Below are 17,510 nucleotides of genomic sequence, written 5' to 3'. Positions count from 1 at the left end.
GTCAGGAGCCTCCGTCGGGGGTGGGGGCGGTCCGGGGACCGCCGCTGGGTTCGGGGGTGAGCAGGTGCAGGAGGGGCGCTGCGGGCAGCGGGTCGTCGGCCTCCCAGGTACGGGCGAGGGTGCCGACGGCGCCCAGGTCGCCGAGGAGGATGCCGCCCACGAGGCGGTCACCGCGGACGATGACCTGGCGGTAGGCGCCGCGGGTGGCGTCGGACAGGCGGATCACGTCGTCACCGGGGGCGGGGGAGGGGTGCCGAAGGCGGCGAGGTCGAGGGGGGTGGAGGGGGAGGAGAGGGAGGTGGGGCTGGAGTTGGGGCCGGGGCCGGGGCCGGGATTGGTGCCGGTGAGGGTGAGGCGGGTGAGGGCGCGCGTGCCGCGATATCGGGCGGCGGCCTCCTCCGAGAGGAGGCGCGCCAGCAGGTCCGCCTGTTCGAGGGCGGCGCCCGCCAGGCCGTACACCACGCCGTCGTGCTGCGCGCAGTCGCCGATCGCGTGAATACGGGGATCGGCCGTCCGCAGCTCGTCGTCCACGACGACGCCGCGGTCCACCGGCAGCCCGGCGGCCCGCGCGAGTCCGACGCGCGGCCGTACGCCGCAGGCGAGGACGACCACGTCGGCGTCGGGCACGTAACCGTCCGCGAGTTCCACGCCGCGTACGGAGCCGTCCTCGACGCGCAGCCCGCGCACCCGGCACTCCGTGTGGACCTCGACACCCAGCGCCTCGATGTGTGCCCGCAGCAGGGCCGCGGCACCGGCGTCCAGCTGCCGTTCCATCACGTGCTCGCCCTGCTGCGCGAGCAGCACCGGTACACCGCGCTCGGCCAGCGCACGGGCCGCGGACACACCGAGCAGCCCGCCGCCGATCACCACGGCGCGCACCCCGGGCCGGGCGGCGGCCGCGGCGAGCGCCGTGCAGTCGTCCAGGGTGCGGAAGGGGTGGACGCCGTCGGGCAGCTCGTCGTGCCCGGGCGGGAAGAGGCCGCGCAGCGGCGGCAGCACCGGGTTGGAGCCGGTCGCGAGGACGAGCCGGTCGTACGGCACGGCCTGCCCGTCGTCGCACAGCACCGTACGGGCCGCCCGGTCGATCCGTACCGCCCGCACCCCGCCCAGCCACCGCACGCCGTCGTGCGGGGCGGGCAGCGCGATGACCTCGTGCGCGTACCGGCCGGCCAGCACCTCGGCGAGCAGAACACGGTTGTACGGCGCGTGCGGCTCCTCACCGAGGACGGTGAGCGCCGGGCCACCGGTGCCGGGGGCGCCGGCCGGGCGGAGGCGCTGCGCGAGCCGGGCGGCCGCCATACCGCCGCCGATCACCACGACACGCTGTTGCGAGGTCATGTCCGCCAGCGTGCGGTCCCGCTGTTACCCGTCCGCATCCGCGTTGTTACCCGCGGGGAACGCTGCCCTCAGCGCGGGGGCGGGCGGGGTGTGAGGGGACGGGGCGGGGTCGGCCGGGGTGGTGCTGCCCGAACCCCTGCTCTCCGTATCCGCACGATCGATCCGCGCGCGGCCCCGCCGTAGGTTGATGCCCATGCCACCGCACCACCGTCTGCCCGCTCCAGCGGCCCGCCTGTCGAGGGCAGCGGCCCGTCTGCCCGCTCCGGCCGCCCGCCTGTGCCGCCGGGCGGCCGTGCCCTTCGCTCCCCGGAGCCTGACCGGGGTGCTGCACGCCGTGACCGGGCTGCCGATCGCGCTGCTCGGCATGGTGCTCGTCGTCGTGGGGCTGCTGGTGAGCACGGTGCTGGCGTGGACGGCGCTGGGCCCGTGGCTGATGGCGCTGACCGTACGGGGAGCGACCGCGCTCGGCGGTGCGCAGCGCGCCCTGGCACGCGGGCTGCTGTCGGTGCACATCGAAGCGCCCGCGCGGCGCACCGGCGGCGGGGCGCTCGGGTGGCGGCGGGCGGTGCTCGGCGACCGGGCCGGGTGGCGGGCGGTCGGCTGCGCCCTGCTCGCGCCGTTCACGGCCGTCGCGCCGCTCCTGGTCGTGCTGGCCGGGTACGTGTACGGGCTGCTCTTCCTCGCCCATCCCGTCCTGAAGCACCTCAACCACTTCACCGAGCGCGGTCCGGACGGCGCCGAACGCCATGTCTCCCTCCAGGTGGGCGGGGTGGAGTTCGACTCCTGGCCACGGTGGCTGCTGGTGGTCGCCACAGGGGCCGCGCTGCTCCTCGTCGCGCCGTGGCTGCTGCGCCAGGCCCAGGCCCCGCACCGCCTCCTGCTGCGCTCGCTGCTCGGCCCCGATCCGTCGGCGCAGCGCATCCGTACGCTGGAGGAGACGCGCGCCCAGGCCGTCGAGGACGCCGCCGCGACGCTCCGCCGTATCGAACGCGACCTGCACGACGGCACCCAGGCGCGGCTGGTCGGGCTCGGGATGCACCTCACGATGATCCGCGAAATGATCACCGCGGACGCGGACCGGGACCAGCTGCTGGCCGTGGTGGAGACCGCCCAGGGCAATGCGCAACAGGCCGTCGCCGACCTGCGTCATCTCGTACGGGGCATCCACCCGCCCGTCCTGGACCAAGGGCTGGACACGGCGCTCGCCACCCTCGCCGCCGACAGCGCCCTGCCGGTCACGGTGACGGCCGGCGCGACAGGCCCCCGCCCCACCCCCGCCGTCGAATCCATCCTCTACTTCTGCGCCGCCGAACTGCTCGCCAACGCGGCCAAGCACAGCGGTGCCACGCGGGTCGAGGTCGAGGTGGACACGGCGGGCGGCAGCGAGCTGCGGCTCGCCGTACGGGACGACGGACGCGGGGGCGCGGTGGTCGGCGCGGGCAGCGGACTGACGGGGCTGCTGGCCCGGGTCCGTACCGTGGACGGCACACTGACCTGCGACAGCCCACCCGGCCGGCCCCACCGTGGCCACGGTCCGTATCCCGTTGCCCTAGGTGTGCTGTCCCGTTCTCCCACCGGAAGGACAAGCCCCATGCGCGTCGTCATCGCCGAGGACTCCGCGATCCTGCGCGACGGTCTCGTCCAACTCCTCACGCTGCGCGGAGTGGAGGTGGCGGCGGCCGTCGGCGACGCCGAGACGCTGCGGGCCGCGGTCGCCGAACACCGCCCGGACGCCGCCGTCGTCGACATCCGGCTGCCGCCCGGCCACACCGACGAGGGCCTGCGCGCGGCCGTCGCGATCCGCCGGGACCACCCCGGCACCGGCGTGCTGATCTTCTCCCAGTACGTGGAGACCGCGTATGCGGCGCGGCTGCTGGGCGGCGGGGCGGGCGGCGTCGGCTATCTGCTCAAGGAACGGGTGGTGGACATCGCCGAGTTCGTCGACGCGCTGGAACGCGTCGCGGCGGGCGGCACCGCGCTCGACCCGGAGGTCGTCACCCAGTTCTTCGGCGCCGGCCGCCGCGCCGCCGCGCTGGACACCCTCACACCACGCGAACGCGAAGTCCTCGCCCACATGGCCCAGGGCCGCACCAACCAGGCCATCGCCGCCGCCTTCGTCGTCACCGAACGCGCCGTCGAGAAGCACATCGCGCACATCTTCACCAAGCTGGACCTCCCGCCGTCCGGGACGGACCACCGCCGGGTGCTCGCCGTGCTGCGGTATCTGGAGGCGGTCGGGTAGGGGCAGAGCTACGGGGTGATGGCGGGCGGCGGTGACAGCTTCCACAAGTGGCCCAGCGGCCGCAGTCCCAGGCGGGCAGCGACGTGCTGGGAGGAGCGGTTGGTGCCGGAGGTGCTGTAGAAGAGGTGGCGGCCGGTGGGGGCCAGGAGGCGGGACCAGGCGGCGGTGACGGTTGCCGCGTGGCCTTGGCCGCGGTGCCCGGGGCGGGTCCAGGTGCCGGCCTCCGCGCCGTGGTCGGTCCAGCAGGGGGTGTGGCAGATCGAGACGACGTGGGCGGAGCGCCCGGCGTCCGGGGGCGGGGCCGCGGGGTCCAGGGCCATGGCCCACCAGCCCAGTTTCCCGTCGAGCAGGTCGTGCCACTCGTCGGCGCCCCAGTTGCCGGGGTTGGCGGTGCGCAGGGACGCGACGGCGGCGGGGTCCGCGGCGTCGGACCGGACGACGGGTGCGGTCGGGGTGTGCCGTATGCGATCGGGGTGGATCAGGTAGCTCGGGCCCGAGGCGATGTGTACGGGGCCGAGGGCCGCCTCCAGGAGGTGCTGGACGCGGGGGAGATCCGGCGGGGGTGCGCCGGGGCTCGCGGGGGCGGGCTGTGGCGACACGGCTGCCAGCAGTTCCGCGGCGAGTGCGTCCGGCAGGTGGTCGGCCGCAGCCGGAACCTGGTGGCGGCCGTCGGCCGAGACGGCGATCACCAGGTGGTGCGGGCCCTGTGAGCGGCCCCGCGCGTCCGTGGGCCAGTTGACCTCGATCTCGGTCCTGAGCAGGTCCGCGACGCGTGTCGGAGGCGCGTCCGTCACCGGGCACCTCCCGGCGCCGTCACCGGGCCCCCTCCGGCGCGGGGGCCAGCAGCCGGGTGAGCGCGCGGCGGGTGCGGTCCTGGGCCTGGGGGTCGGCGAAGAGCTGGATGGCCTGGTTGAGGCCGGTGTAGAGGCCGATCAGCTCGAAGACGAGCTGGTCCGGGTCGGTGTCCGGGGGCAGCTCGCCCGCGTTCACGGCGTACCGGATCTCGTTGGCCAGCCGGCGGCGCCAGAGCAGGGAACGGCGTACCACCGCGTCGCGGATGGGCCCCACGCGCGCGTCGAACTCGACCGCCGCCGTGGTGAAGAAGCAGCCGCCGGGGAAGGCGCCGTGCTCGCGTTCCAGGTAGGTGATCCAGTACTCGCAGACGGCCCGGAGGCGGGCGAGACCGCGTTCCGTGTCGGCGGCGGGTTCCCACACCGCCCTGGAGAAGATCGCGGACGCGCCGTCCAGGGAGGCGAGCTGAAGGGTCTCCTTGGTGCCGAAGTGGCCGAGGACGCCGGCCTTGCTCATGCCCAGGTCGGTGGCGAGGCGGCCGATGGTCAGCCCGTCCAGTCCTTCGACCGAGGCGATCGCGATGCTGCGGTCGATGATCCGGTCCCGGGTCCGGCGGGACTCGGCGGCGGACTTGCGTGGGCTCATGCCGCCATCGTAGCCAGCGCGTCCCGCCCCGCCCGAAATTAACTTCCGACCGATCGGTTGCTATATTTCCGGCCGGTGCGGCCGGCACCACCGCACCAGGCGGCGCACCGGTCGCGTCGCGCCGTCCACGAGCCGAGGAGAGCAACCGTGCCGGGAACCCGTATCGCCGCGCTGGGCCACCATCAGCCGGCCCGCGTCCTGACCAACGACGACCTGGCGGGCCTGGTCGACACCAGTGACGAGTGGATCCGGCGGCGTACCGGCATCGCCACCCGCCGGATCGCCGACGAGGAGTCCGTCGCCGACCTGGCCACGGCCGCCGCCGCCAAGGCCCTGGCCGCCTCCGGGCTGGCACCCGCCGACATCGGGATGGTCACCGTCGCCACCTGCTCGGCCATCGACCGCTGCCCGTCCACCGCCGCCCAGGTCGCGGCCGCGCTCGGCATCCCCTCGGCCGTCGCGTACGACCTGAACAACGGCTGCGCGGGCTTCTGCACCGCGCTCGCCTCCGCGGACCACGCGGTCCGTGCGGGCGCCGCCCGGCACGCCCTGGTCATCGGTGCCGAGAAGATGTCGGACGTGACGGACTGGACCGACCGCAGCACCTGCGTCCTGCTCGGTGACGGCGCGGGCGCCGCCGTGGTGAGCGCCGCCGAGTCCGCGCACATCGGGCCCGTCGTCTGGGGCTCCGACCCCACCCGCGCCCAGGCCGTGCGCCTGATGGGCGACTGGCACCCGCGTTTCGCGCAGGAGGGGCAGACGGTGTTCCGCTGGGTCACCACCGAACTCGCCCCGCTGGCCCGGGAAGCCTGCGAACGGGCCGGTGTCGCCCTCGCCGATCTCGCCGGAGTCGTCACCCACCAGGCCAATCTGCGCATCATCGAGGCCGTGGTGCAGCAGCTCGGCCTGCCCGAGGACGTGGTGATCGCCCGGGATGTGGTCGAGTCCGGCAACACGTCCGCCGCGTCCGTGCCGCTCGCCCTGTCCAAGATGGTGGAGCGCAGCGACCTGCCGGCCGGCGGGCCGGTGCTGCTGCTGAGCTTCGGGGGCGGGCTGTCGTACGCGGGGCAGGTGGTGGACTGCCCGTAGGGCGGGGAGGGGAGGGCATGCCCTGCTGAGCGCGCTGTCCAGGTGACTCCGGTCCGGCCACGGCCGTACCGGAGGGCGCCGCCCGGACCACGGCGTCAGGCTGTCGGCGGCATATTCGTCTGTCATGCCCGCCCTCGGGACGCAACCCGACGGGGTTCCGCCGTTTCTTCCGTGGGGCGGGGGCACTCGGGGCTGGAACGTTCCCGTTCCGCTACGGCTGGAGAGCCCGATGTCGTTCAACCCCTTGGAGCAGCGGGGCATCCCGCTGGACCGGCAGGTACGCAACTGGCGTGAGCTGAACGTGACGCCGATCGACCCGGACCACTGCGACCCGTACACCCGGTGCCGGATCATCACGATGAACGGGATCGAGGTGGAGGCGATCCTGTTCGGTCACCAGCTGGCGCGGCACTGTCCGGACATGGAGATCAAGCAGCAGCTGGCGCGTACCCGCTACATCGAGGCGCAGCAGCAGAAGGCGGTCAACTGGCTGCTGCCGGGTGTCTCGTCGGTGCTGGAGACGACGATCGCCTACGAGCAGGTGGCCGTGGACCTGACGGCGTGGGTGGCGCGGATGGAGCCCGATCCGTACCTCAGGCAGGCGTACCAGTTCGGGGTGCTGGAGGACTTCGACCACCTGTACCGGTACGCGAACCTGTACGAGATGATCGAGCACCGCAAGGCGGAGACGATCGTGGACGGGCTGACCGAGGTGATGCCGGGCCGCCCCACCCCGCTCCACCACCGCCACCCGGTGGACAACGTGCGCGAGCCGTACGACAGGGCCAGGACCGATCCGCTGTCGAAGCTGCACGCGCTGACGATCATGTCGGCCGAGCAGCAGACGATGAACTTCTACATGAACACCGGCCCCACCTACATGGAGCCGATCGCCCGCCGGCTCTACCAGGAGATCGGGCTGATCGAGGAGGAGCACGTCACGCACTACGAGTCGCTGGTCGACCCGGGCGAGACGTGGTGGGAGCAGCTGGTCAACCACGAGTACAACGAGTGCTACCTGTACCACTCCTTCATGGAGCAGGAGAGCGACCCGAAGGTGAAGGCCATCTGGGAGCTGCACCTGAACATGGAGCTGGAGCACCTGCACATCGCCTGCGACCTGATGCGGCGTCACGACGGGCGCGAACCGGCCGAGGTGCTGGCCCCCGAGCTGCCCAACGTGCTGACGTTTGAACCGAACAAGGGGTACCTGCGGGAACTGATCGCCGAGCAGCTGGACCTGACCACGCTGGGCGCGGGCTACGTCCGCGAGGCCCATGAGCGGTTCGAGGCGATGCAGGAAGCCCTCAACGGCGGCGGGACGACGCCGAGCGACCGGGTGCTGGCCGAGCACGACAAGCTGATCGGCGGCGACCACCGGTTGCAGACGGAGGGCGAGCACCCGGTCGCCGCACTGCGGACGGGGGACGACCGGTGACGGCCCCGGCGGACCGTGGCGGGGACGGGCGGACCACGGCGACGACCGACCCGGCCACCGACCGGAACCCCACGCCGGACACGGACGTGGTCGCGCTGCTGATCGCCCAGCACGGGCAGATCCGCGACCTCTTCGACGAGGTGGAGCAGAGCAGCGGGGACGCCCGCCGGGACGCGTTCCGCCGGCTGGTGCGGATGCTGGCCGTGCACGAGACGGCCGAGGAGGAGGCCGTCCACCCGTATGTGAAACGGACGGCGGACGGCGGGGACGGCATCGTCGCGGACCGGCTGGCCGAAGAGAAGACCGCCAAGCAGGACCTGTCCGCGCTGGACGGCATGGACGTCGAGGACGAGGCGTTCCTGCCGCGGCTGCTGTCGCTGCGCACGGACGTGACGGAGCACGCCCGCGCGGAGGAGCGCTACGAGTTCTCGCGGCTGCGGCGGCTGAACGACCCCGCCCGGCTGGCCGCCATGGCCAAGGCCGTCAAGGCGGCCGAAGGCACCGCGCCCACGCATCCGCACCCCGGTGTCGAGTCCGGCGCCGCGAACGCCGTGCTCGGTCCCGTGGCGGCCGTCGTGGACCGTACCCGCGACGCGGTCCGCAAGGCCCTGGGCAAGGACGGATGAGCGGCGGTCCGGCCGGCCTCGGGCAGGCCGGTACCGGAACCGGAACCGGAACCGGAACCGGAACCGGTCTGCCGGATTCTTCCCGCTGCGAGGTGTTTAGCGCCCGGAAGATCGGCTACGCGGTGGACTGGAAGGCACAGCCAAGATCTAGGTAAGGGTGAGTGACGATGGCTGAGTCCAACCCCGGCAACTTCGCCAACGACCGCGAGAAGGCCGCGAACGCCGGTCAGAAGGGCGGCCACGAGAGTGGCGGCAACTTCGCGAACGACCCGCAGCGTGCCTCCGAGGCTGGTCAGAAGGGCGGCCACGAGAGTGGCGGCAACTTTGCCAACGACCCGCAGCGTGCCTCCGAGGCTGGTCAGAAGGGCGGCCACGAGAGTGGCGGCAACTTCGCGAACGACCCGCAGCGTGCCTCCGAGGCCGGTCAGAAGGGCGGCCGGAGCCGCCAGGGCGAGTAGCTGCCGGACGGGGTGGTGAGCCCTCGCCGAACCGGATGCCGCGCCATGCCGCAGGCACCCTGGGCGGGGCCACCGGCCCACCGGGAACCCAGAGGGCGGACGTCCACCGGACGTCCGCCCTCACTCCGTCGTCAGCTCCGGCCGGGGGCGGTCCCCGACCAGGCTCTCAGCCTCCGGCCGGACTCAGCTCCCGGGCTTCGCCGGGCACAGGCGCCTCGGCTGCTGGTCGCCGCGCAGCTTGGCGTCGACGCAGCCGGCGGGCAGCCCGGCGTACGGGACCTTGCCGAAGTTGGCGGTGACGGTGAGCTTGCCGTCACCGAACTCCGTACGCTGCACGAGGTTGTCGTCGGTCAGGCGGCGGAACGAGGTCAGCTGCTCGGTGCCCGCCGCCTTGTGCAGCGGTGAGAAGTACTTCTGCAGCGCGGCCAGCTCGGGCCCGGACTTCTTGATGGACGGGCCGTCGAGCACGTAGTTCAGCGGGATGTTGTAGAGCATCGCCAGCAGCGCGCGGTCGGTCTTCTGCTTCGGCAGCTTGTTGTACGACAGCTCCCAGCGCTCGGCGTTGACGAGTGAGCTGTGCAGCGCGGTCTCGTACAGCGGCACCCGGTAGGCCGGGTCGTACATCGCCTTCGCCAGGTCGGCCGGCAGCTCGACCGGCTTGAAGAACGTCTTGGGGGCGTTCTGCGGGTACCAGGCGCCCCAGGTCTCCTTGTCGCGCTGGAGCTTCCACAGACCGTCGGCGACCGGGGTGGCCGCCCCGTGGTCGAACGCCAGCACCTCGTTGGCCCAGGACTGGGCGCTCTCCGAACCCAGGACGAGCTTCTTGTCCTGGGCCAGGCGCCGCATCCGGGCCAGCCGGTTCGCGCGGTCGTCCGCCTTGGTCATCGGGTGGGCGGCGCTGTGGTCGCGGAACTCCTCGCCGGTCGCGTCGACGTCGAGGAAGTAGCTGTCGGCGCCGTTGGCGGTCATGGCGCGGGTGCGGTCGGCGAGGTAGTGGTGCTCCGGCTCGGCCTGTTCGAAGGCGCGCGAGCTGAGGTAGCAGCCGCGGTTGCCGAACCCGGTCTCCGGCTTGCCCTGGGCGTCCCGTACGCAGAAGTCGGGGTAGACCGTGCCGGGCCACTTGGAGGTGGGGGAGTCGGCGGTCTTCGGGTCCTGGCCGTTGGCGAACGTGTCGTACGGGCCGACGAGGTAGCCCGCCTTCTTCGCCGCCTCGACGGCCGCGGCGTCCATCGGGTCGGCCCCGGCGTCGTAACCGAGCCACATCCGGTCCACGCCCAGCTTCCGCAGTTCCCCGACGCCGCCGGCCTTGCGCGCGTCGCCCCACACGTACGCGTGGAAGGCGCCCAGCAGCCGCCCGTTCGCCGGGTTCTTGCGGATCTTCTCGCGCAGGCTGCCGAGCTGCCCGTGCTCGGAGAGCCAGGAGCGGTAGTCGGCGCCGGGCGCGACGGGGTTGCCGTCGGTGAGGGCGAAGGTGACGGTGTAGTCGCGGGTGCCGTCGCCGCCGGTGAAGGCGTGGGTGGTGGAGGTGGTCAGCCGCCCGCCGTCGGAGCGGAACTTCAGCGAGGTGCCGAGGTCGGTGGGGGTGAGGTAGCTGACGCCGTGCCCCTTGCCCAGGGAGTAGCCCCACAGCGGCAGTTCGAGCTGGCCGCCCACGTCGATCGCGTCGCCCGTGAGGCCGCCCTTCGCGGAATTCCAGAACGTGTCGCGTACGGGGATGTCCAGGCCCTCGCCGCGCGGCAGCTGGACGGACGACGCGGCCCGGTCGGTGCCGGTCACCGGCCAGCTCACGGAGCCGTCGCGGTCCGCCTTCATGCTGACCCGCAGCCGCCCGTGGTCGGCGCGCGCGGTCACCGTCAGCCCCTGGTCCGGGTAGCTCCAGCGGGCGCCGCCGTCGGTGCGCTCGACCGGGCCGGGCGTGCCGAGGGCGGTGCCGGACGGGGCGGACAGGGCCAGGCTTCTGCCGTCCGCCGTACGGGCGTTGACGGCGAGGGTTCCGGTGTCGACGGTGGCCGTGCCGCCCCGTACGGGGATGTCGACGTGCCGCCCTCCGACGGTCCCGGCCACGGCCTGGCTGCTGCACCCGGAGGCGCCGACGGTGGCCGTGGCCGTCAGTACGAGGGAGGCGGCGAGCACGCGCGTACCGGTACGGGAGCGGGGTCGGGTGCGGGCGCCGGGGCGGGGTTCGCCGCCGGTCGGGGCGATCTTGGAATCCATGGACACGTGAATAGTGCGCGGGGTTAAGAACTCTCTAAGAGCCCAGGCGGCGGCGCTGATCCGCCGTCCCCGTAGGTGTTGTCCCGGCGACCGATGTGCGATTAGGTTAGGCTTACCTAAGTCGAGGTCGGGCGCGCTGCGTACGACCCGGCCGAAGTCGTCTGTGCCCGCGCCGGAGTGCCGGGCGGGAAGCGGGTTGTCGATGGGAGCGTCGATGAAGACATCGGTGGGCACGTCGACGGGCGCGGTCGGGGGAACCCTGCCGGGTGCCGCGACGGGTACGGCGACGGGAGCGGTACGGGGGCCGGTGCCGGGCGCACCCTCCGGCGGACCGGCGGGAACGGGGGCCGCGGAAGCCGTGCCCGCCGGCCCGCCGCACACGTCGCGCCCGGCACCGGCCGAGATCGTGGACAGCCCGCGGATCGTCGCGCTGGCCGCCTCCGTGGCGGGCGGACGCGACGCCGCCGTACGGGAGTTCTGGGCCGAGGCCGCCACGCAGGGGACCCCGCTCGTCGAGCCGATCCCCTGGGACCCCGAGCACCGGGCCGTCACCTTCCTGTGGCGCGGCACGGACCGGACCCGCCGGGTCCTCCTGCTGGTCAACCGCCTGGTGGACCGCGCGCACCTCGCGGGCAGCCTGATGCGCCGCATCCACGGCACCGACGTCTGGCACCTCACCTACCGGCTGCCCTCCGACCACCGTGGGTCGTACGTCATCGCGCCCGACACGGGGGCGGAGGGCGGTCGGGCCCGTACGGGGGACGTGTCGGCCGCGATGCCGGAGGTGCCGGTGTCGTCGCCGGCGGTGTCGGCGGTGTCGGCGGTGTCGGCCGCACCGGAGCTGTCGTCGGCGCCGGGCTCCGAGCCCGCGGACGACTTCCAGGCCCGGCTGCTCCCGCTGCTCGCCGCCGCGCGGCCCGATCCGCTCAACCCGCACGTCATGCCGTCGCGTTGGCGCGGCGAGGGCGGTTCGGTCTTCGAGCTGTCCGACGCCCCGCCGCAGCCGTGGCGGCCGTGGGCCGCCGGACCGGACGAGAGCGCGGCCCGGGGCACGGTCGAACGGCACCGGCTGACCAGTGCCGCCCTCGCCGCCCGCCGTGACGTCTGGACGTACGTACCGCCGGGGCCGCTCCCGGACGGCGGGGCCGACACGCTGGTGCTCCTGGACGGCGACATGTGGTTCGGGCGGCTCGGTGTGCAGGGCCTCTTCGACCGGCTGATCGCGGACGGCGTGCTGCCGCCGCTGGTCGTGCTGGCGCCGGACGCCGTGGACAACGCCACCCGCGCCCGCGAGTTCGGCGGCTGGCAGGCGTACGCGAACTTCCTCGCCGCCGAACTGCTGCCCTGGGCCGCGGCGCGGCTGCCGGTGACGTTCGACCCGTCGCGCACGGTGGTCGCGGGCGAGAGCCTGGGCGGACTCACCGCGCTGTACGCCGGTTTCGTGGCGCCGCGCCGGTTCGGCAACGTCCTGGCCCAGTCGCCCGCGCTGTGGTGGCGGCCGGAGGGGCGGGCCCGGTGAACGGGAGCGACGTCGCGGAACGGCCGTCCTGGCTGGCGGAACGGTTCGCCGCGGGAGGCCGCCGCGCACTGCGGATCCACCTGCGGGCGGGCCGGTACGAGGGTGACGCGCGCACCCGCTCCCGGGAACTGCGCGACACGCTGCGTGTCCTCGGCCATCCGGTCACGTACAGGGAGTACAACGGCGGTCATGACCACGCCTGCTGGGCGGGCGGCCTGGCGGAGGGGCTGGCGGACCTGCTGGGCCGGCCGGCCGCCGACGCCGGAACACGAGGGTCCGCATGAAGCCCTTCACCCCGCGCCTCGCGTACTACGCCCTCAAGTCGCGCGCGTACCACGCCGTCCTGCGCACGCCCCGCTTCCGTACGGCCAAGTCGGCGGACCCGGCGAGTCCGGCGGCTCCGTCGGCGACGGAACGCCAACCGGACCGCCCGCAACGTGCCACGACGGATCGCCCGCAACGGCCTGCCCCCGACCGCGCGCGACGGCCGGTCGCGGACCGTCCGCAGCGGCCCGCCAAGGACCGCCCCCAGCGGTTCCCCAAGGACCGCCCGCAGCGGTCCGTCCCTGACCGTCCTCACCGGCGTACCAAGGCCCTCGCCGGATGACGGACGCGGCGCCCCGCCCCACCAGTGCCGGGGCGGGGCGCCCTTGATGCGGACGGGTGGCGGGCGGCGGTCACGGGCCGCCCGCCACCCGCCCATCACCCCTGCACCGCACGTCCCTTGCGCGGTCCCGGGCGTCCCCCGCCCGCCACTTCTGTGACTCCCGCCACGGGGGCCCCTCCCGCCCCGCCCGGCTCCTTAAGATCGGCCGGTGCCCGCAGACATATCTCTGACGACGACTCTCCTGCTGTGCCTGGCCGCCCTGGCGGCGGGCTGGATCGACGCCGTCGTGGGCGGCGGCGGTCTGCTGCTCCTGCCGGCCCTGCTCGTCGGCCTCCCGCACACGCCCGCCGCGTACGTCCTGGGGACCAACAAGTCCACGGCCGTCGTCGGCACCGCCGCCGCGGCCTGGACCTACGTACGCAAGGCCCCGATCGACCTGCGCACCGCCCTGCGCATCGGCCTGGCCGCACTCGGCGGCTCGCTGGGCGGCGCGTTCTTCGCGGCGGGCATCGACAGCGCGGTGCTGCGCCCGCTCATCATGGCCGTCCTGGTGGGCGTCCTGGCGTTCGTCCTCCTGCGCCCGGCCTTCGGCACCGCCCCGCCGCCCTCGGGGCCCGTCACCCGGCGGCGCCTCCTGGCCGCGCTCCTGGTCGCGGGCCTGGGCATCGGCTTCTACGACGGCCTCATCGGCCCCGGCACCGGCGCCTTCCTCGTCGTCGCGCTGGCCGCGATCCTCCACATGGACCTGGTGACGTCCTCGGCCACCGCCAAGGTCGTCAACGTGTGCACCAACGTCGGGGCCCTGGCCATGTTCGCCTACCAGGGCACGGTCCTGTGGCAACTGGGCGCCCTGCTCGCGGTGTTCAACTTCGTCGGCGGCACGGTCGGCGCGCGCATGGCCCTCAAGCGGGGGCCGGGTTCGTGCGCGGGGTGCTGGTCGTGGTCGTGGTGACGCTGCTGTGCAAGCTGGCCTTCGACCAGTGGCTGGCCTGAGGGCCTGGCGCCGACCGGCCTGGGGGCCGGTGGCGGCCGGCTGCGGTCAGTTCATGGACTTCGTCGCCGTGACGGCGGTCAGCAGGACGGCGGAGTCCTGAAGGGCCTTCAGGCCGTGCCGCTCGTGGGGGACCGGCATCACCTGCCCGGCGATCAGGTCCCGGTCGTCACTCGTCCCGGTCAGCCGCACCCGGCCGTGCAGCACCTGGAGGCTGGCGGCCGGGGGTGTGACGTGCTCGTCCAGGGCGGCGCCCTCGATGAGCGCGATCACGGTCTGCCGGAGCGGGCCGTCCTGGAGGAAGAGGTGGGCGCTGCGCCCGTGAGCGGAGGCCCTGGCGTCGTCGAGCTGGCGGCGGGCGAGCGAGCTGAGGTCGTCCATGACGCGGCCTTTCGATCGGGGGTTCGTCGGGGGTTCGTCGGGGTTCTTCGGGGGTCCACGGCGCCGGGGCCGGCACCGGTGCCGGTACTGGTACCCGTATCGCCTCCGCCCACCGCACCGCCGTGCGGCCCGGTCCATCCTGACGGGTGGCCGGTCGGCTGCCGAATGGCCGCCCGGCCGCGGAATCACCGGTGGACGGCGCGCGGCGGCGGGCGGCGGCCGGGTGATCACCGGAGTCCGTACGATGCGAGGAACCTGATCAGCGACCCAGTGCCCGAAGGAGGCGTCCGGATGCGAGACGAACCGGCGGAACACGACGGGCGGCAGGAACGCGCCGCGGCAGCGGACGGCGGCCCGGCCGGCTTCCTGACCGTCATGACGACGACCGACAGCGCCGAGAAGGCGGAGACGCTGGCACGCGGCGCGGTGGAGGCGCGGGTGGCGGCGTGCGCGCAGATCAGCGCGCCCGTCACGTCCGTGTACCGGTGGGAGCGGGCGATCGAGACGGCACAGGAGTGGCAGGTGCTGTTCAAGACGGCGGCCGCGCGGTACGAGGCGCTGGAGGCGTACCTCGTCGCGGCGCACGACTACGACACGCCGGAGATCATCGCCACGCCCGTCACGCGGGGCGGGGCCGGCTATCTCGCGTGGGTCGCGGAGGAGACGAGCTGACGTGGGAGGGCGATCCGGGGCACGGGACTCCGAGGCACGGGACTCCGGGGCACGGGACTCCGGGGCACGGGACTCCGAGGCACGGGACTCCGGGGTACGGGGGGCAGCGGGGCGGCGCGGCCGCGGGCGCCGGGGCGGACGGCGGGCCCGCGGCCGGCTGAGCGCCGCCGGTGCCGGGCTGGCGCTGTGCCTCCTCGTGGCGCCCGCGAGCGGCGCCGTCACCGACGCGGCCGATGACGGCGGCGGCGCGGGCGCCTGGACGAGCGAGGCCGCGGCCCGGTACTGGACGGCCGGGCGGATGGCGGCGGCCGCCCCGGCGGGCGCGGGCAGCGGCAAGAGCGCCGCTCCGCCGGGGGAGAGCGCCGGTGCGCCCGGCGCGCGCGCCACGGCGGGCGCCGCCCGGTCCGCCCAGCACTTCGGCGGCGTGCCCTCCGTCGGCGTGCTGTTCTCCGTCGACAAGGACGCACGGGCACACCACTGCACCGCGAGCGTCGTCCGTAGCCCGCACCGCAACCTGATCCTGACGGCCGGGCACTGCAAGCCGGGGTCCCGTGCGGCCTTCGTCCCGCAGTATCGTTCCGGCGCCACCACCCAGCCGTACGGGGTCTGGGCGGTCGAGCGCGGCTTCACCGACCCGCGACGCGCCGGCACCGGCCCCGGATCGGACCTGGACTTCGCGTTCGCGACGGTCGCGCCGGACAGCCGGGGCCGCACCCTGGAGTCGATGACCGGCGGCAACATCCTGCTGCGCACCCCCGGTTACACCACGGACGTCACCGTCATCGGCTACCCGACCGTCCGCAACGACCCCGCCGACCAGGCCGTCCGGTGCGACGTACGGACCGGCCGGCTCACCGGGCGGCGGCAGCTGCGCATGGAGTGCGGCGGGTTCTACGGCGGCACGTCGGGCGGCCCGTGGCTGAGCCGCTTCGACGAGCGGACGAAGACCGGGTACGTGGTCGGCAACATCGGCGGCCTGAACGGCGGCGGCCCGTCCGGCCCGGACGGGCACCGGACGTCCTACAGCCCGTACTACGGCTCGGAGGTCTTCCGGCTCTACGCCCGCGCGGTCGCGGCCTGAGGGCGGAGGCGCCCCCACGGCCGCCGAGGGGGCGCCGTCACCGCAGTGCCACCGACACCCCGTCCTCCTTCGGCCCGAGGAAACGCGGATCGGGCCGTACGGCGGCCTCGGCCGCCGCCTTCGCCGCCGCGAACACCTCGCGGGTCCCGCCGTAGTACCAGGTCACGTCGTGCCGGGCGTCGACGCCGACCCCGTACGCGTCGATACCGGCCGCGCCGCACAGCGCCAGCGCGCGCCGGATGTGGAAGCCCTGGCTGACCAGGACGGCCCGGTCCACGCCGAAGACCCGGTGGGCGCGGGAGCACGAGTCCCAGGTGTCGAAACCCGCGTAGTCGCTGACGATCCGGTCCGCCGGGACGCCGTGCGCGACCAGGTACCGGCGCATGGCGTCCGGCTCGTCGTAGTCCTCGCGGCTGTTGTCGCCGGTCACGAGGAGCGCGCGGACCGTGCCGCGCTGGTAGAGGCGGGCGGCGGCGTCCAGCCGGTGCGCCAGGTACGGGGAGGGCTCGCCGTCCCACAGCCCCGCGCCGAAGACCACGGCGACCGGCGCCGCCGGGACGTCCTCGACCGTACGGATCCGGGACGCCGCGGCGGCGTTCATCCACGTCGCCGGCAGCAGCGCCAGGACGCACGCCAGCACGGCGACCTGGAAGACCCGCCGCTGTCCGCGCCGCGTCCGGGGCAGCCGCACCCGGCTCCGTATGCGCCGTAGCCACCCTTCCCGCTGTGCCCGCTGTGGCTGGCGTGTCTGCTGTGACCGCTGTGTCATCCGTTGCCCCCGTTGTTCTTGTTGCTCTCGCAAGCAGCGACGCGCCGTGGCCTGGCATGGTTGCGGGAACGAGGGGGCCGGGCCCCCGCCCCGTACCGCACCCGAAGGAGCCCGCCCGGATGACCACCGAGCCCGAGCGCCTGCCGTTCTTCGTCTACGGAACGCTGCGCCCCGGCCGGGCCAACCACGCCCGGTGCCTGCGCGGCCGCACGGCGTCCGAGGAATCCGCGCTGGTCAGAGGCGTACTGCTGTACGAGGGACCAGGTTATCCGTACGCCGTGCCGGGCCCCGCCGAAGCCGTCGTGCACGGCGACCTCATAGCGCCGCGCGAGGACGTCTACGACTCCGTGCGCGCCGCCCTCGACCGGCTGGAGGGGTACGTGCCGGGCGGCCCCGGCAACCTCTACGAGCGGGTGGCGCGGGAGGCCGAGTGCGCGGACGGCCGGAGCGTACGGGCCTGGGTGTACGTGGCCGCCGCACCGCTCGCCGCCCGGCTGCGCGCGTCCGGCACACCGATACCCGGCGGCGACTGGCTGCGCGGACGCGCTGCGGGAACGGCGCACCGTACGGCCGCCCCGGCCGCCCGTCCGGCGCCGCCGCCCGGTTAATCTGGACGACTTCCCCCGAACCGCACAGGACCCGGCGGCC

16 protein-coding genes and 3 pseudogenes are annotated in these 17,510 nt (G+C 74.3%); 13 read left to right on the top strand and 6 right to left on the bottom strand.

Features of this window, described 5'->3' with window-relative positions; translation table 11 throughout:
• Window position 1 precedes the first annotated feature (1 nt).
• Window positions 2-1,338 (bottom strand): annotated as a pseudogene (locus ACEXOX_RS17225) (NAD(P)/FAD-dependent oxidoreductase).
• Between the two features lie 187 nt (window positions 1,339-1,525).
• On the opposite strand from ACEXOX_RS17225, the pseudogene ACEXOX_RS17220 reads away from it, so the two are divergent.
• A pseudogene (locus tag ACEXOX_RS17220) lies at window positions 1,526-2,458 on the top strand (sensor domain-containing protein); the annotation flags it as partial.
• Between the two features lie 471 nt (window positions 2,459-2,929).
• Complete coding sequence (locus ACEXOX_RS17215; protein WP_030022351.1) at window positions 2,930-3,580, top strand: response regulator transcription factor; 651 nt, start codon at window positions 2,930-2,932, stop codon at window positions 3,578-3,580.
• Window positions 3,581-3,588: 8 nt separating this feature from the next.
• On the opposite strand, the gene ACEXOX_RS17210 is transcribed toward ACEXOX_RS17215, so the two are convergent.
• Window positions 3,589-4,374, bottom strand: a complete 786-nt coding sequence (locus ACEXOX_RS17210) for a GNAT family N-acetyltransferase (protein WP_406521652.1) — start codon at window positions 4,372-4,374, stop codon at window positions 3,589-3,591.
• Window positions 4,375-4,393: 19 nt separating this feature from the next.
• On the bottom strand, window positions 4,394-5,017 hold the full coding sequence (locus tag ACEXOX_RS17205) for a TetR/AcrR family transcriptional regulator (RefSeq protein WP_406521650.1): 624 nt from the start codon (window positions 5,015-5,017) through the stop codon (window positions 4,394-4,396).
• A 147-nt stretch (window positions 5,018-5,164) separates the two neighbouring features.
• Between ACEXOX_RS17205 and ACEXOX_RS17200 the strand changes: the two genes are divergently transcribed.
• The 4 genes from ACEXOX_RS17200 (at window position 5,165) to ACEXOX_RS17185 (ending at window position 8,628) form a co-directional block, all read left to right on the top strand.
• Window positions 5,165-6,106 carry a beta-ketoacyl-ACP synthase 3 gene (locus tag ACEXOX_RS17200; RefSeq protein WP_406521649.1) on the top strand — a complete coding sequence of 314 codons (942 nt, stop codon included), beginning with the start codon at window positions 5,165-5,167 and terminating at the stop codon, window positions 6,104-6,106.
• Between the two features lie 229 nt (window positions 6,107-6,335).
• Window positions 6,336-7,544 (top strand): hypothetical protein, encoded by a 1,209-nt coding sequence (locus ACEXOX_RS17195; RefSeq protein ID WP_406521647.1) that lies wholly within the window; start codon window positions 6,336-6,338, stop codon window positions 7,542-7,544.
• Complete coding sequence (locus tag ACEXOX_RS17190) at window positions 7,541-8,170, top strand: hemerythrin domain-containing protein (protein WP_406521645.1); 630 nt, start codon at window positions 7,541-7,543, stop codon at window positions 8,168-8,170. Before ACEXOX_RS17195 ends, ACEXOX_RS17190 begins: the two co-directional genes overlap by 4 nt.
• Before the next feature lie 167 nt (window positions 8,171-8,337).
• Window positions 8,338-8,628 (top strand): general stress protein, encoded by a 291-nt coding sequence (locus ACEXOX_RS17185; RefSeq protein WP_406521643.1) that lies wholly within the window; start codon window positions 8,338-8,340, stop codon window positions 8,626-8,628.
• 183 nt (window positions 8,629-8,811) lie between these two features.
• On the opposite strand, the gene ACEXOX_RS17180 is transcribed toward ACEXOX_RS17185, so the two are convergent.
• Entirely contained in the window at window positions 8,812-10,842 is a 2,031-nt protein-coding gene (locus ACEXOX_RS17180) for a glycoside hydrolase (protein ID WP_406521641.1), read from the bottom strand.
• Between the two features lie 214 nt (window positions 10,843-11,056).
• Here ACEXOX_RS17180 and ACEXOX_RS17175 point away from each other — a divergent pair, with 214 nt between their 5' ends.
• The 4 genes and pseudogenes from ACEXOX_RS17175 (at window position 11,057) to ACEXOX_RS17160 (ending at window position 13,961) form a co-directional block, all read left to right on the top strand.
• On the top strand, window positions 11,057-12,361 hold the full coding sequence (locus tag ACEXOX_RS17175; protein WP_406521639.1) for an enterochelin esterase domain-containing protein: 1,305 nt from the start codon (window positions 11,057-11,059) through the stop codon (window positions 12,359-12,361).
• Window positions 12,358-12,645 (top strand): hypothetical protein, encoded by a 288-nt coding sequence (locus ACEXOX_RS17170; protein WP_406521637.1) that lies wholly within the window; start codon window positions 12,358-12,360, stop codon window positions 12,643-12,645. The genes ACEXOX_RS17175 and ACEXOX_RS17170 overlap by 4 nt, the downstream gene beginning before the upstream one ends.
• Window positions 12,642-12,968: a hypothetical protein gene (locus ACEXOX_RS17165; protein ID WP_406521635.1), complete on the top strand. Its 327-nt coding sequence runs from the start codon at window positions 12,642-12,644 to the stop codon at window positions 12,966-12,968. The genes ACEXOX_RS17170 and ACEXOX_RS17165 overlap by 4 nt, the downstream gene beginning before the upstream one ends.
• A gap of 208 nt (window positions 12,969-13,176) precedes the next feature.
• Window positions 13,177-13,961, top strand: a pseudogene (locus tag ACEXOX_RS17160) (sulfite exporter TauE/SafE family protein).
• Between the two features lie 46 nt (window positions 13,962-14,007).
• Here the strand turns inward: ACEXOX_RS17160 and ACEXOX_RS17155 are convergent.
• The gene (locus ACEXOX_RS17155) at window positions 14,008-14,340 is read right to left on the bottom strand and encodes a cupin (RefSeq protein WP_030022365.1); all 333 of its coding nucleotides are present in this window, start codon (window positions 14,338-14,340) and stop codon (window positions 14,008-14,010) included.
• 375 nt (window positions 14,341-14,715) lie between these two features.
• Between ACEXOX_RS17155 and cutA the strand changes: the two genes are divergently transcribed.
• The gene (gene cutA, locus ACEXOX_RS17150; protein WP_406526375.1) at window positions 14,716-15,012 is read left to right on the top strand and encodes a divalent-cation tolerance protein CutA; all 297 of its coding nucleotides are present in this window, start codon (window positions 14,716-14,718) and stop codon (window positions 15,010-15,012) included.
• A gap of 1 nt (window position 15,013) precedes the next feature.
• The gene (locus ACEXOX_RS17145) at window positions 15,014-16,093 is read left to right on the top strand and encodes a trypsin-like serine peptidase (protein WP_406521633.1); all 1,080 of its coding nucleotides are present in this window, start codon (window positions 15,014-15,016) and stop codon (window positions 16,091-16,093) included.
• Between the two features lie 37 nt (window positions 16,094-16,130).
• On the opposite strand, the gene ACEXOX_RS17140 is transcribed toward ACEXOX_RS17145, so the two are convergent.
• Window positions 16,131-16,862, bottom strand: coding sequence for a vancomycin high temperature exclusion protein (locus ACEXOX_RS17140; RefSeq protein ID WP_406521632.1), 732 nt, complete (start codon window positions 16,860-16,862; stop codon window positions 16,131-16,133).
• 119 nt (window positions 16,863-16,981) lie between these two features.
• Here ACEXOX_RS17140 and ACEXOX_RS17135 point away from each other — a divergent pair, with 119 nt between their 5' ends.
• Entirely contained in the window at window positions 16,982-17,470 is a 489-nt protein-coding gene (locus tag ACEXOX_RS17135) for a gamma-glutamylcyclotransferase family protein (RefSeq protein ID WP_406521630.1), read from the top strand.
• The last annotated feature ends 40 nt before the right edge of the window (window positions 17,471-17,510 follow it).

The organism is Streptomyces sp. Ac-502 (assembly GCF_045222935.1).
GTDB classification, from domain to species: domain Bacteria; phylum Actinomycetota; class Actinomycetes; order Streptomycetales; family Streptomycetaceae; genus Streptomyces; species Streptomyces monomycini.
This window is presented reverse-complemented; position numbering and strand designations above follow the sequence as displayed.